The 14,136-nt window shown below is 57.2% G+C and carries 12 protein-coding genes; 4 read left to right on the top strand and 8 right to left on the bottom strand.

Going from position 1 to position 14,136, the window contains the following annotated elements; genetic code table 11:
- The first annotated feature begins 41 nt into the window (after positions 1–41).
- The 3 genes from leuS to holA are packed head-to-tail and all read left to right on the top strand — an operon-like array spanning position 42 to position 4,247.
- Complete coding sequence (gene leuS / locus LXM96_RS09135) at positions 42–2,672, top strand: leucine--tRNA ligase (protein ID WP_239998144.1); 2,631 nt, start codon at positions 42–44, stop codon at positions 2,670–2,672.
- Entirely contained in the window at positions 2,662–3,213 is a 552-nt protein-coding gene (locus tag LXM96_RS09140; protein WP_239998145.1) for a hypothetical protein, read from the top strand. Before leuS ends, LXM96_RS09140 begins: the two co-directional genes overlap by 11 nt.
- Complete coding sequence (gene holA, locus LXM96_RS09145; protein ID WP_239998146.1) at positions 3,201–4,247, top strand: DNA polymerase III subunit delta; 1,047 nt, start codon at positions 3,201–3,203, stop codon at positions 4,245–4,247. Before LXM96_RS09140 ends, holA begins: the two co-directional genes overlap by 13 nt.
- On the opposite strand, the gene LXM96_RS09150 is transcribed toward holA, so the two are convergent.
- From LXM96_RS09150 to hemE, 8 genes are all read right to left on the bottom strand, one after another.
- On the bottom strand, positions 4,244–5,122 hold the full coding sequence (locus tag LXM96_RS09150) for a ParB/RepB/Spo0J family partition protein (RefSeq protein ID WP_239998147.1): 879 nt from the start codon (positions 5,120–5,122) through the stop codon (positions 4,244–4,246). The two genes, holA and LXM96_RS09150, sit on opposite strands and share 4 nt — an antisense overlap.
- 20 nt (positions 5,123–5,142) lie before the next feature.
- Positions 5,143–5,931, bottom strand: coding sequence for a ParA family protein (locus LXM96_RS09155; RefSeq protein ID WP_239998148.1), 789 nt, complete (start codon positions 5,929–5,931; stop codon positions 5,143–5,145).
- A 19-nt stretch (positions 5,932–5,950) separates the two neighbouring features.
- Complete coding sequence (rsmG, locus tag LXM96_RS09160; protein ID WP_239998149.1) at positions 5,951–6,565, bottom strand: 16S rRNA (guanine(527)-N(7))-methyltransferase RsmG; 615 nt, start codon at positions 6,563–6,565, stop codon at positions 5,951–5,953.
- Complete coding sequence (gene mnmG / locus LXM96_RS09165; protein ID WP_239998150.1) at positions 6,565–8,439, bottom strand: tRNA uridine-5-carboxymethylaminomethyl(34) synthesis enzyme MnmG; 1,875 nt, start codon at positions 8,437–8,439, stop codon at positions 6,565–6,567. Before mnmG ends, rsmG begins: the two co-directional genes overlap by 1 nt.
- Before the next feature lie 33 nt (positions 8,440–8,472).
- Complete coding sequence (gene mnmE / locus LXM96_RS09170; RefSeq protein ID WP_239998151.1) at positions 8,473–9,780, bottom strand: tRNA uridine-5-carboxymethylaminomethyl(34) synthesis GTPase MnmE; 1,308 nt, start codon at positions 9,778–9,780, stop codon at positions 8,473–8,475.
- Positions 9,781–9,864: 84 nt separating this feature from the next.
- The gene (gene rho, locus LXM96_RS09175; protein WP_239998232.1) at positions 9,865–11,130 is read right to left on the bottom strand and encodes a transcription termination factor Rho; all 1,266 of its coding nucleotides are present in this window, start codon (positions 11,128–11,130) and stop codon (positions 9,865–9,867) included.
- Positions 11,131–11,314: 184 nt separating this feature from the next.
- Positions 11,315–11,857 carry a protoporphyrinogen oxidase HemJ gene (gene hemJ / locus LXM96_RS09180; protein WP_239998233.1) on the bottom strand — a complete coding sequence of 181 codons (543 nt, stop codon included), beginning with the start codon at positions 11,855–11,857 and terminating at the stop codon, positions 11,315–11,317.
- A gap of 2 nt (positions 11,858–11,859) precedes the next feature.
- Positions 11,860–12,891, bottom strand: coding sequence for a uroporphyrinogen decarboxylase (gene hemE / locus LXM96_RS09185; RefSeq protein WP_239998152.1), 1,032 nt, complete (start codon positions 12,889–12,891; stop codon positions 11,860–11,862).
- A 399-nt stretch (positions 12,892–13,290) separates the two neighbouring features.
- Between hemE and LXM96_RS09190 the strand changes: the two genes are divergently transcribed.
- Positions 13,291–14,112, top strand: coding sequence for a pyruvate, water dikinase regulatory protein (locus tag LXM96_RS09190; RefSeq protein WP_239998153.1), 822 nt, complete (start codon positions 13,291–13,293; stop codon positions 14,110–14,112).
- Positions 14,113–14,136 lie beyond the last annotated feature (24 nt).

The raw sequence follows: 14,136 nt of genomic DNA on the forward strand, positions 1-14,136 counted from the left end.
AGGTCTGCGCAATCTTTTCAAGCATTCCCGGATAAATCGAAATGGCGAGTGAACGTTACAATCCGCGTGAGGTCGAGCCACGCTGGCAGCAGAAGTGGGCGGAGGCCAAAGCCTTCGAAACGGACAACTCGGATCCACGTGAGAAGTACTACGTCCTCGAGATGTTCCCGTATCCATCCGGCCGGATCCACATGGGCCACGTTCGCAACTATGCCATGGGCGACGTGGTGGCACGCTACAAACGGGCACGGGGTTATAACGTTCTCCATCCGATGGGGTGGGACGCCTTCGGCATGCCAGCGGAAAATGCCGCGCGCGACAACAAGGTTCATCCCAAGGAGTGGACCTACCAGAACATTGCTTCGATGAAGGCGCAGCTGAAGGCCATGGGTTTGTCCCTCGACTGGTCGCGCGAGTTCGCCACCTGCGATGTGGATTACTACCACCGCCAGCAGCACCTCTTCCTCGACATGATGGAAAAGGGCCTCGTTTACCGCAAGCAGTCCAAGGTGAATTGGGACCCGGTGGATCAGACGGTGCTCGCCAACGAGCAGGTCATCGATGGCCGCGGCTGGCGCTCCGGCGCCCTGGTGGAACAGCGAGACCTGGTGCAGTGGTTCTTCAAGATCACCGACTTCAGCCAGGACCTGCTCGACTCTCTGAATACGCTCGACCAGTGGCCGGAAAAGGTCCGGCTCATGCAGAAGAACTGGATCGGACGCTCCGAAGGCATGACGATCCGCTGGGAGATCGTGGCCGAGACTGCGCCGACAGGCCAGAGCGAGGTGACGGTCTATACGACGCGCCCCGACACGCTCTTCGGCGCCTCCTTCCTGGCCATCGCGGCGGACCATCCGCTGGCAAAGGAAGCCGCCGCGAAGAACCCGGAAGTCGATGCATTCTGCGAAGAGTGCCGCCACCAGGGTACCTCGCTGGCTGCCTTGGAAACGGCCGAGAAGAAGGGCATGGACACCGGAATCCGCGTTCGGCACCCTCTTGATCCGGACTGGGAACTGCCGGTGTATGTGGCCAACTTCGTGCTGATGGATTACGGCACCGGCGCAATCTTCGGCTGCCCTTCCGGGGATCAGCGCGATCTTGATTTCGCCCGCAAATACGATCTTCCGGTGGTCCCAGTGGTGATGCCGGCCGACGCCGATGCACAGAGTTTCGTGATCGGAGACACCGCCTATGACGGTGACGGCGTGATGATCAATTCCCGCTTCCTGGACGGCAAGTCCACCGAAGAAGCGTTTTCGCTCGTGGCCGACCGTCTTTCCGGCACGCTGCTCGGAAACATGCCGCAGGGCGAGCGGAAGGTGAACTTCCGTCTGCGCGACTGGGGCATCTCGCGCCAGCGCTACTGGGGATGCCCCATCCCTGTGATCCATTGCGAGGTCTGTGGCGTGGTGCCGGTTCCGAAAAAGGACCTGCCCGTCAAGCTGCCGGACGACGTGACCTTCGACCAGCCGGGCAACCCGCTGGATCGGCACGCGAGCTGGCGCCACGTGAACTGCCCACAGTGCGGCGGGCAGGCTCGGCGTGAAACCGACACCATGGATACATTCGTGGACTCCAGCTGGTATTTCACCCGGTTCACGGCACCTTGGGCGGAAGATCCCACGGATCCGAAGGCCGCCAATCATTGGCTGCCGGTCGATCAGTATATCGGCGGCATCGAGCACGCGATCCTGCACCTCCTCTACTCGCGCTTCTTCACCCGCGCCATGAAGGAGACCGGTCATGTCGACGTGAAGGAGCCCTTCAAGGGCCTCTTCACGCAGGGCATGGTCGTCCACGAGACCTATCGCCGCGGCAGCGGCGCCAGTGGCGAATGGGTGTCACCAGCCGACATCCGAATAGAGGAGATCGAGGGAAAGCGTCGAGCGACCCTGCTCAGATCCGGCGAGGAGATAGCCATCGGATCGATCGAGAAGATGTCGAAGTCGAAGAAGAACGTGGTCGATCCGGATGACATCATCGCCTCCTATGGAGCTGATACGGCTCGCTTCTTCGTCCTCTCCGACTCCCCACCGGACCGTGATGTCATCTGGTCTGAGGCTGGCGTCGAGGGAGCGCACCGCTTTACGCAGCGCCTGTGGCGCTTGATTTCGGAGGCAGCCGACAAGCTGGCCGCGGTGCAGCCGACTCCGGCTAAGGAAGGTGAGGCGCTTGTCATCTCCCAGATCGCGCACAAGACGCTAAAGGCCGTGCAGGATGACTATGACCGTCTTGCTTTCAACAAAGCGGTGGCGCGCATCTACGAACTGGTCAATGCGCTGGCAGGGCCGCTTACCCGCGTTTCCGCAGGAGAAGGTGACACCGCTTTCCTCGCAGCCGTGCGTAATGCTGCAGAGATCGCCGTCCAGGTCGTTGCTCCGATGACTCCGCACCTTTCGGAGGAGTGCTGGACTGCGCTCGGCAATGAAGACCTTCTGGCCGAAACACGATGGCCGGCTTACGACCCAGCCCTTGTCGTGGAAAACGACGTGACGCTGCCGGTGCAGATCAACGGCAAGAAGCGCGCAGAATTGACAATCGCTCGCGACGCGTCGCAAAGTGATGTCGAAGCTGCGGTCCTCGGTCTGGACGCGGTCCGCGGCGTTCTGGACGGTCGGGCGCCAAAGAAGATAATCGTCGTCCCACAAAGGATCGTGAACATTGTCGTCTGATGCCTCTCCCCGTTCGTCGCTGCTTCCGAGGCTGATGTTGGTCGTCGGCGCGGTAGCCTTCCTGAGCGCCTGTCAGGCTCGCCCCTTGTACTCGCAAACCTCCGGCACCGGCGCCAAGCTGGCCGAAATAACGTTCGCCAAGGCAGATGATCGGGTCGAGCAAACCGTTCGCAACCACCTTATCTTCCTGACCTCAGGTGGCGAGGGAGACTCATTGCTACCGCAGTATCAGGTCGGCTTCGAGGTAGTATCCTCTTACAACGACATCTTGGATGACGAGGACGCGGAGGGTCTCAAGCCAGGGCGGGTTATCCTTAGAGGGAGCTATACCTTGGTGCGCATCAGTGATGGCTTACTTTTGAAGACCGGCAATCGCCATGTGACCTCACTGCTCGACGTCTCACAGCAAGAGTTTGCAGAATTGCGGGCAGTACGGGATGCCGAGGATAGGGCTGCAAGGGAGCTTGCAGAGATTATTCGCGCCGATCTCGCGATTGCACTTGCCCGAGAGCCGCAGCCTCAGGTGACATGGCAGAAATAAAATCCAACGATTCCGACAGTTTCGTCGCTCGCGCCAGCGAAACGTATCGCATCTTCGTCATCTACGGCCCGGATCGAGGGTTAGTATCTGAACGCGCCGCAATCCTCGCACGGAAATCGGGTGTGGCGCAGGATGATCCGTTCTCCATGTTAAAGCTGGATGTTGGGGACCTCCAGGACGGAGGGCGCCTGCTGGATGAGGTGAACTCCCTTGGGCTTTTTGGTGGCGAGAAGCTGGTTTGGCTGAGAGGGGCTGGTAACGAAAAGCCACTTCTGGATGCAATGGCCGTGCTTGCGGCCGGGCCGCCGCCTCCGAACCGCCTGATCGTGGAAGCTGGCGACCTGAAGAAGGGAAGTGGGCTGAGGAAGATCGCGGAGCCGGCCAAGGCCATCGGGGTGATTCCTTGTTATTCCGATGATGCCCGTGCTCTTAATGCCCTGATCGATGCCGAACTTGCCCAGGACGGATTGACTATAACGCCCGCCGCTCGCCGACAGCTCATGGACTTGATCGGTGGGGACCGAGTGGCATCCCGGAACGAGATTCGCAAACTGTCTCTCTACTGCCGCGGCTCCGGAATCGTTGAGGAGGAAGATGTTGCAGCGATCATTGGCGATGCCAGCAGCGTTTCGACAGACGACGCTGTAGACGCGGTCTTGACAGGAGACCTGCCGGCGCTGCGTCACGCTCTGCAGAAGGTGGTGGCGTCGAAGTCCCCCATCTTCCTCGTCCTGCAGGCGTGTCTCAAACAACTGCAGATGATTGATTCGATGCGTGCGGAAATGCATGAGAAGAACCTGCAGACAGGGCAGGTGATGATGACCCTCGGCCGCCACATCCACTTCAGGCGCAAGCCGGTCGTCGAAAATGCGTTGAGAACCTGGTCTCCCGAAGCGCTTCTGCGGGAGACTGAGAGGCTGCAGTCGGCAATCCTTCAAACCCGCCGAAGGCAGAATCTCGAAAACAGCATCGCATTTCAAAGCTTGATGGCGGTCGCGCTCCAATCGGCGCGAACAGGCCGGCGCACAGGTTAACGTCGCTCCAGAAGACGACAGACATCCTCAAGCTGTTCGAGGCTACGGTACGATATCCGCATCTGACCAGCACCCCCCTTGTGACTAATCTTTACGTCCAGACCCAGCGCGTCTGAAAGCGACCGCTCCAAGGCAAGGGTATCGGAGTCCTTCTGGTCGGGCTTGTCCACAACGGAAGACTGTGCTTGTTGCTTCACTTCATTCTGTGCAAGTCTTTCCGCATCACGGACCGACATCCCCTTCGAGATAATCGTGCGCGCCAGAGCAACAGGATCCGTGGTGGTGATCAACGCACGGGCATGGCCGGCAGAAAGTTCTCCCTTCGCCAGCATATCTCGAACGGGATCTGGCAGCTTAAGGAGCCGCAGACTGTTGGCGACGTGACTACGGCTCTTGCCGATAATCCCACCAAGATCATTTTGCGTATATCCATACTCCGCGATCAGCTGGTCATACCCCAAGGCCTCTTCTAGCGGATTGAGATCTGCCCGCTGAACGTTCTCCACGATGGCGATTTCAAGCGCCGTACGGTCGTCCACATCCCGTACGATCACTGGTATTTCATGGAGACCGGCTAATTGTGCTGCACGCCACCTCCGCTCCCCTGCGATAATCTCGAAGCCATCAGCGACAGTACGAACCACGACAGGTTGAACAATGCCGTGTTGACGTATGGAACTGGCTAGATCCTGCAGATCGCTTTCATCAAATTGCCGCCGAGGGTTACGCGGGTTGCGGCCAATGTGCTCTATCGGCACCATGCGGTCGGAGTTCATCGGCTTCGGTGGGTCACTGACCTGGATTGGCTGGTCCATTTCACCGATGAGGGCCGCCAGGCCGCGTCCTAGCCGCCGCTTTGAAAGGTCTTCGGTCATCTTAGTACATCACCCGTTGGTCAGGCCGCCTTGCGCCGACGTTCTCGTTGAATTACCTCCGAAGCCAATTGCAGATAAGCTTGACTACCAGCGCACTTCAGGTCGTAGAGTATGGCAGGCTTACCATAAGAGGGGGCCTCGGACACACGTACATTCCGGGGGATCAAGGTCTGATAGACCTTCTCGCCAAGGTAGGTCCGCACGTCATTCACAACCTGCTGAGCGAGATTATTGCGTGCATCGAACATGGTCAGCACGATCCCCTGGATATCCAAGCTCGGATTGACCGTCCGCCGCACCTGCTCGACTGTTTCCAGAAGCTGACTCAATCCCTCCAGAGCAAAGAACTCGCATTGAAGCGGTACGAGAACAGACTGTGCAGCCGCCATTGCGTTCATTGTCAATAGGTTGAAGGAGGGAGGGCAGTCTAGAATGATATAGGTGAACGGAAGAACGTCTTCCGTCAACGCTCGCTTCAATCGAAAAACGCGGTCTGGTTGTTGAGCAATCTCCATTTCCACGCCGAGCAGATCCATTGTGGACGGAACAATCGACAGATTGGGTACGGCAGTGGGCAGAAGCGCCTGTTGGACCGTATTGCTCGCCACTAAAAGATCATAGGAAGACAAAGCTCGGTCGCGGCGGTCGATGCCCAAGCCAGTGCTTGCGTTACCCTGTGGGTCAAGATCGACAATCAGCACCTGTTCCCCAATAGCCGCGAGGGCGGTTGCTAGATTGATGGCAGTCGTTGTTTTTCCGACGCCACCTTTCTGGTTCGCGATGGTGATTATACGACTTCTGTTGATCATGCCGCACCTAATAAGGCTGTCATCCTAGGGCCTGCAGATGGCTCACTTCGAGGATTTTCGAATCCATCTCGACAGCACTTCGATGTTCTATCAGATCGAACTGCCATTCACCACGGGCTTTCTCCAGCTCCTTTTGATAATCCCGGCCTTTATGAAAGAACGCCGTCGTTCTCCCACTCGCCATCCAAGGGTAAGAGTAGCGAAACAACAGATCGACACTGGCTAGGGCGCGTGCTGAGACAAAGTCACACCTCTCGATATGCTTCGGCGCCTCTTCGATGCGAATGGCATGCACGCTTCCCTTCGCCATGGTTTCCATCAGCGCCACGCGGAGGAATGCCGCTTTCTTCTGATTGCTTTCGATAAGGTGAACCCAACCCCCTTCCACCTCGTTCATAAGGATGGCAGTTATGATCCCAGGAAACCCTCCACCTGAGCCTAAGTCAATCCAGGTTGCTGGGTGAGGTCGCAGCTGAAAAACTTGCGCGCTATCCGCAATATGGCGATCCCAAAGTTCGGCGACGGTCGAAGGTGCCACCAAATTGATACGCCTACACCACCGAAGGAAGAGCTCCGAAAAGTGCTCTAAACGCTCGTGCGTTTCACGTGAAACACGTTTTCCGTTCAGATGCATCAGGAGACTCTCTTGGCGCGAGATAGAGATTGCTTGCGGATTGTAGCTAGGAGAAGTGCAGAGGCTGCGGGCGTCATTCCCTCAATTCTCGCCGCGTGGGCAAGTGATACCGGTCTCTGCGCAACCAGTTTCTGCTTCAGTTCAGAGGAAAGACCCGCTAGCTGCTCATAATCGAAGTCAGCAGGGATTCTCAGGCTTTCATCGCGCCGAAGCGAGAGGACATCACTCTCCTGCCGTTCAAGATAAACGGCGTACCCCGCTTCAATCTCCAGCGCTTCTGCAACTCGCGACGGGATATCACCCAGTTCGGCCCAGATTGCTCTCAGAGCGGAGAGATCGATGGATTCGTATGACAGAAGTTCAAAAGCGCTGCGTCGTTTGCCATCGTAATTGACCTTCAGTCCTCTCTGGGCGGCCTCTGTCGGCGTCAGTGATAGCTGCCGCAAAAGCGTTCGGTATTCAGTAAGGGAAGTCTCATAAGCAGAGAATGCCCGTGCTCGCTCGGATCCTACAATACCAGACGCGATGCCTTCCGGTGTAAGCCTTACGTCAGCATTGTCTGCCCGTAACGAAAGCCGGTACTCTGCACGTGACGTGAACATCCGGTAAGGTTCTGTGACGCCGCGCGAGGTCAGATCGTCGATCATCACTCCGATATAGGAACTTGTTCGGCTGAAGGTTTTAGGTGCCCCACCCCCTGCGCATAGGCCCGCGTTGAGCCCCGCCGCAAGACCTTGAGCAGCCGCTTCCTCGTATCCGGTGGTGCCGTTGATCTGCCCGGCCAGATAGAGCCCTCTGATGCTCCTAAGTTCTAGAGAATCCGTCAGTTCGCGGGGATCTACATGGTCATATTCTATTGCGTAGCCCGGCTGCAGTATCTCGACTTTCTCCAAGCCTGGGATCGTGCGAATGAACATCTCCTGCACCGCAGCGGGGAGGGAGGTCGAGATGCCGTTTGGATAAACGGTAGGGTCATCCAGCCCCTCCGGTTCGAGGAAAACCTGGTGCCCGTCTCTCTCGCCAAAGCGCATGATCTTATCCTCGATCGAGGGGCAGTAGCGAGGACCCACCCCCTCAATCTGACCGGAGTACATGGCAGATAAGCCTATGTTCCGCCTAATAACGTCATGTGTTGCACCGGTGGTCCGCGTCACTCCGCATGCGATTTGCGGCGTATTGATCTTGTCGGTCAGGAATGAAAACGGGACGGGTACCTCATCTGCCTCCTGATATGTTACCGATGACCAGTCTACCGTATGTCCATTTAGACGTGCCGGTGTTCCTGTCTTCAGTCGCCCGAGCGTAACCTGGTGCCGTGCCAGCGTCTCCGAAAGCCCGGTTGAAGCTTCCTCGCCAACACGACCACCCGATATCCTTTCGGTACCGATATGAATTACGCCTCGCAGGAAGGTTCCGGTTGTCAGTACGACAGCGGCTGCGCGAAGATGACGACCGTCCGCCAGAACAACGCCCTGAATCCTCCCATTGTTGATTAGAAGATCGTGCGCGTTACCCTCGACCACAGTGAGATCGTCTTGTGCCAGGATGGCTTCTTGCATTGCCAGCCGGTACAGTTTCCGGTCGGCTTGGGTCCTCGGTCCTCGTACAGCAGGTCCTTTACTGCGGTTCAACATGCGAAACTGGATACCGGCAGCATCGGCGACTCTTCCCATCAGGCCGTCCAGAGCGTCCACTTCCCGTACCAGATGGCCCTTCCCCAAGCCGCCGATGGCGGGGTTGCAGGACATAACCCCGATGGTATCGAACTTATGGGTCAAGAGAGCGGTCTTGGCGCTCATCCGTGCAGCGGCACTCGCCGCCTCGCAGCCAGCATGCCCTCCACCGATGACGATAACGTCGTAAGCCTCTGTCATGATGACACTCCATGTTCACGTGTTTCACGTGAATCACTTACCTATGCAGAACTGGGAAAAAATAACGTCGAGCAGATCTTCGACATCGACCGCGCCGGTTATGCGGCCAAGTGAATTTGCTGCTACTCTCAAGTACTCAGCGCGCAACTCAAGTACGTTCGCCTTTAGCGCCTCTTCGATGAAATTGGAAGCCTGTTGGAGAAGATCCAACTGCCGCTTCCGCGTTGGTACCGCACTCCCTGCCCAAACCGCCTTCACGCGCTCAAGGATCAAACGCCGCAGATCCGAAATACCTAAATTAGAATTAACCGAGATACAAAGATCGAACTCGGTTGAGGCGCCTCGCAAATCGGACTTGCTACCGACCCGGACGATCTCTCTTCCTTCAGCCGAGAAGGGTTGGTCTGTGGAAGATCCAATCTCCTGCAAAAACAGGACAAGATCTGCCTGCTCTATCAACTTACGAGCTCGGCGAATGCCCTCTTGCTCAACCACGTCCATGCTCTCTCGAAGCCCGGCCGTATCGTAAAGCTTCACTAAGAAGCCTTCGAGATCGAGATCCACACTGATTACATCACGCGTGGTGCCTGCCACCTCGGTAACAATGGCAACATCACGATCAGCAAGGGCGTTGAGCAAGCTGGATTTGCCAGCATTCGGCGGCCCTACGATCGCGACCTTGTAGCCGTCGCGAATGATCTCCCCGGCACCTGCCGCTGAGACGTGTTCTTTAAGAGCCCTGTGAAGCGTGACAATTTCATCCACTATTTGTTCCGCGACGGAGCCCGGCACGTCGTCTTCGTCGGCAAAGTCCAGTTCAGCCTCAATCATTGCCCGCGCATGGGTGAGACGTCTTGCCCAGGCATTATAAATCTCGGACTGCCCACCAAAACTTTGCTCCACCGCAAGACGTCGTTGCATCTCCGTCTCGGCAGAAATCAGTTCCGCTAATCCTTCCACCTCGACCAGGTCTAAACGCCCATGTTCAAATGACCGTCTAGAAAACTCCCCAGCCTCAGCCATGCGGAGCCCGTCCATGCTCTCCAGTTCGCCCAGCAAAGCACTTACGACAGCCCGGCTGCCGTGGGAGTGCAATTCGACGATATCCTCTCCAGTGAAGGAGTGTGGAGCTCGGAACAGAAGCACCAGAACTTCATCAAGCAGGAAGCCCGACTGACTAAAGACACGACGTAGACTTGCCACACGCGGCGCCGGCAAGGCCTTCAAGGTCAGTTTTTGTAATGCCTCACATGCTTTGGGCCCGCTGAGCCGTATCACTGCGACGCCAGCGGGTGGAGAGCCACTAGAAAGGGCGAAGATCGTATCTACTGGCGATCCCATCGCGATACCATGAGCTGGGAGGAACCAAAACGCCCGACACAAGGCCGGGCGTCGAGATATGGGCTAGCTTCGGCTAAAGCAAGCCTAGGTATTCATAGAGTCGAAGAAGTCGCTGTTGCTCTTCGTCTGCTTCAACTTGTCGATGAGAAACTCGATAGCATCCGTGGTACCCATTGGCGCCAGAATCCGGCGAAGAACAAAGATCTTCTGCAGATCCTGGCGTGGAACCAGCAGATCTTCCTTTCGGGTGCCGGACTTGAGGATGTCCATGGACGGGAAGATGCGCTTGTCGGCCACCTTACGGTCGAGGACGATTTCGGAGTTGCCGGTTCCTTTGAACTCTTCGAAAATAACCTCATCCATGCGGCTACCGGTATCGATGAGAGCGGTCGCTATGATCGTCAGCGACCCACCTTCCTCGATGTTGCGTGCAGCACCGAAGAAGCGCTTTGGACGCTGCAAGGCGTTGGCGTCGACGCCACCGGTGAGAACCTTGCCGGATGAAGGAACGACGGTGTTGTAGGCGCGGCCAAGGCGAGTGATGGAATCGAGAAGGATCACCACGTCGCGCCCGTGTTCTACCAGACGCTTCGCCTTCTCTATCACCATCTCCGCGACCTGGACGTGACGCACTGCGGGCTCGTCGAAAGTCGACGACACCACTTCGCCGCGAACCGAGCGCTGCATGTCGGTTACTTCTTCCGGCCGCTCGTCAATAAGGAGAACGATAAGGTAACATTCCGGATGGTTCGCCGTAATGGAATGGGCGATATTCTGAAGCAGAACCGTCTTGCCGGTCCGTGGCGGCGCGACGATCAACCCGCGCTGGCCTTTTCCCAGCGGTGCGATGAGGTCGATAACGCGCGCAGAGAGGTCTTTTGAGGTTGGAACTTCGAGTTCCATCTTGAAACGCTCATCGGGATAGAGCGGTGTCAGGTTGTCGAAGTGAACCTTGTGTCGGATCTTTTCCGGGTCGTCGAAATTGATCGTGTTGACCTTCAAGAGCGCGAAATAGCGTTCCCCTTCTTTGGGACCCCGGATCGGGCCCTCGACCGTATCGCCGGTCTTCAGCGAGAAGCGGCGAATCTGCGACGGCGAGATGTAGATGTCATCCGGCCCCGGGAGATAGTTCGCGTTGGCCGACCGGAGGAAGCCGAACCCGTCCTGAAGGACTTCCACAACGCCTTCGCCGATGATTTCCACATCCTGGCTGGCCAAAACCTTGAGGATCGCAAACATCAGCTCCTGCTTACGCATGGTGCTCGCGTTTTCGACCTCGAGTGATTCGGCAAAGGTCAGCAGATCCGTCGGGGATTTGCCTTTGAGTTCTTGAAGCTTCATTTCAGCCATGAAGGGGACCACGTTGAGCGTAGAAGGGGAAAAAGGCGTGCCGGTGGAATTCTCGACCACGGAGGACCTCCGGGGAGTATGAGTGATTACACGCATGCCACGAGATGAGATGGCGCGAAAATAGCGAGTCAACGCAAAGGCCGCAAGGGGTTCTGCACAAATCTTCGCCGAATTATCGGCGGCCTCAGAACGGCTTGACGATCACCAGGATGACGATGGCGATCATCAACAACGTAGGCGCCTCATTCATCATCCGCCAATAGCGTGCTGACTTGCGCGGTCCCTCCGCCGCAAAGCTCCGGACCGCTCGGCTGAAATGCACATGAACGACCGTCAGGACCACCACCAGAGTGATCTTGGCGTGTAGCCAGCCGCCCTGGAAGCCAAAGACATCCCAGGCGAGATACAGGCCTAGAACCCAGGTGATCATCATCGCGGGGTTCATGATGACCTTCAACAGCCGCTGCTCCATCACCTTGAAGGTTTCAGACTGCTCTGATCCTGGCGCGGCGTCGCTGTGGTAGATGAACAGCCGCGGCATATAGAGCAGTCCGGCCATCCAGGAGATGACCGCTATGACGTGCAGTGCCGTCATCCACCGCGCAAAATCGGCCGGCTGAGCGAAGTAAAGGCCGAGAAGGATCGCGACGAAAACGGCGAGCGCCACATAGGCCCGCTTGCCGGCGCGTCGTCCGGCCCTTTCTGACGTCTGACGTTCAGTCTCCACCATCAGGTGATACCTCGCACGAGGCGCACCAGATCCGCCACGTGCTCAGGATCAGCCTCCGGGGTGATCCCATGACCCAGATTGAAGATCAGCGGACCGCTCCCCAGCACCTGCAGGATCCTATCCACGCCCTCTTCCATCGCACGTCCGCCAGCCACAACCCGCATCGGGTCGAGGTTACCCTGAACCGGACCATCCTTCTGCAACTCGGCCGCAAACGAGAGAGGAACAGTCCAATCAAGGCCTATAGCGTTGGCATCTGTCCCCTGCCGGTAGGTCTTCAGGTTCATTCCTGCGCCCTTGGCGAACGCGATGATTCGCGCGCCCGGTCGGGCACCCCTCACTTTGCGAACCATCCGTGCCACCGGCCCGACGGCATACCGCTGAAATTCGGCTTCCCCGAGAACGCCTGCCCAGGAGTCGAAAATCTGGACGGCATCGGCACCAGCATCCAGCTGCGCGATCAGGTATTCCGCCGAAATGTCTGCGAGGATGTCCAAAAGCCGTTCAAACGCGATTGGGTTTCGATAGGAGAACAGCCGCGCAGGCGCCTGGTCAGACGTGCCATGACCCGCGATCATGTAGGTCGCCACTGTCCAGGGCGCTCCACAAAAGCCCAGCAAAGTTGTGTCTTTCGGCAGTTCCTGCCGCAGGCGTCGAACTGTCTCGATGACGGGGGAAAGATGATCCAGCACGCCATCGGGACGAAGGGTGGCCACCTCTGAAACATCCAGCGGATCCATTTGCGGTCCTTCGCCCTGTACGAAGCGTACATTGCGTTTAAGGGCATCGGGAATGACGAGGATATCGGAGAAAAGAATTGCAGCATCGAATTTGTAGCGACGAATGGGCTGCAGCGTCACTTCCACCGCATGCTCAGGAGAATAACACAAGTCAAGGAAGCTGCCGGCTCGCGAACGTGTCTCGCGGTACTCCGGAAGGTAACGTCCTGCCTGCCTCATCAGCCAGATTGGTGGAGGGGACAGGGTTTGCCCTTCAAGCACCGCTACGATCTTCCGGAATGGGCCGGTCAAGGTTTTCCTCCTAAATAGGAATCTATTTCAAAAGGCTTTCTATTTCTTAGAGTCGGTGAGTATCAAGGATTAAACAGTCTCCACAGAAGCCGCTACGATCCGGTACCTCGGTCAGCTTCGTGTACTGCGGAAGTCCGCTACAGACGTGTAATTGTGGAAGGATGATATTAGTCAACTAAAACAACGATATGTTGGTATTGTGTGGGGCGGCTTGTGTGTGGATAATGCGGGGATAAGTTTCTAAGGTTTCGATCGAAACAACGTTATCCACAACCAACGCAAAGACGGCTCCCCGGTGGAAGGATTTGTGGACAACCTGCCGGTTTTCCCATCGTGATAGATCGCAGCCCGCATCTGCCCTGAGTTCTCCCAAGTTATCAACAAAGGATAAAGAAGAGCGTGGAGAACCGGAAAAACTTCTTTCACCTGCACATGATTTCTGACTCCACTGGCGAGACTCTCATTTCGGCGGGACGTGCCGTATCGGCCCAATTCCGCAGTGCAATGCCGGTCGAGCACGTGTATCCGCTGATCCGCAACCGCCGGCAGTTGCTAGCGGTGCTCGAGGCCATAGACCACCAGCCTGGAATCGTTCTCTACACGATCGTAGATCAAGAGCTCGCCGCGCTTGTAGATGTCCGATGCCGGGAAATCGGCACCCCGAGCGTCAACGTTCTTGAACCGGTGCTGACGACTTTCCAAAGCTATTTGGGCTTCCCCTCTCGCCGACGTGTGGGCGCGCAGCACGATCTTGATGCCACCTACTTTGCTCGGATGGATGCACTCAACTTCACCATGGACCATGACGATGGACAGTTGCCCGAGGATTATGATCGAGCCGATGTGGTACTGGTCGGTATCAGTCGTACCTCGAAGACACCGACCAGCATCTATCTTGCCAACCGTGGCGTCAAAACAGCAAATCTGCCGATCGTGCTGGGAAATGGCCTTCCTCCTAGTTTGCTCGAAGCGACACGCCCCCTGATCGTAGGTCTTGTTGCCACCACAGAACGGATCTCACAGGTGCGGGAGAACCGTGACCTAGGCGGTGCCCATGGCTTCGACCAGAACTATTATACGGATCGCGCGAGCATCCAGGAGGAACTGAAATATGCTCGCAGCCTGTGTGCTAGGCACGGGTGGCCCGTCATCGACGTCACACGTCGATCGATCGAGGAGACTGCAGCCGCCATCGTTGCGCTCCGTGAGAAGCTGCGTTAATCCGCATTGACCCTCTATGGAGAC

It is taken from the genome of Rhizobium halophilum (assembly GCF_021648825.1).
Taxonomy (GTDB): domain Bacteria; phylum Pseudomonadota; class Alphaproteobacteria; order Rhizobiales; family Rhizobiaceae; genus Neorhizobium; species Neorhizobium halophilum.

Excerpts from the sequence above, each read along its gene's own strand:
- leuS (WP_239998144.1), top strand. The coding sequence starts at position 42 with ATGGCGAGTGAACGTTACAATCCGCGTGAGGTCGAGCCACGCTGGCAG.
- holA (WP_239998146.1), top strand. The coding sequence starts at position 3,201 with ATGGCAGAAATAAAATCCAACGATTCCGACAGTTTCGTCGCTCGCGCC.
- LXM96_RS09150 (WP_239998147.1), bottom strand. The coding sequence starts at position 5,122 with ATGACCGAAGACCTTTCAAAGCGGCGGCTAGGACGCGGCCTGGCGGCC.
- LXM96_RS09155 (WP_239998148.1), bottom strand. The coding sequence starts at position 5,931 with ATGATCAACAGAAGTCGTATAATCACCATCGCGAACCAGAAAGGTGGC.
- rsmG (WP_239998149.1), bottom strand. The coding sequence starts at position 6,565 with ATGCATCTGAACGGAAAACGTGTTTCACGTGAAACGCACGAGCGTTTA.
- mnmG (WP_239998150.1), bottom strand. The coding sequence starts at position 8,439 with ATGACAGAGGCTTACGACGTTATCGTCATCGGTGGAGGGCATGCTGGC.
- mnmE (WP_239998151.1), bottom strand. The coding sequence starts at position 9,780 with ATGGGATCGCCAGTAGATACGATCTTCGCCCTTTCTAGTGGCTCTCCA.
- rho (WP_239998232.1), bottom strand. The coding sequence starts at position 11,130 with ATGGCTGAAATGAAGCTTCAAGAACTCAAAGGCAAATCCCCGACGGAT.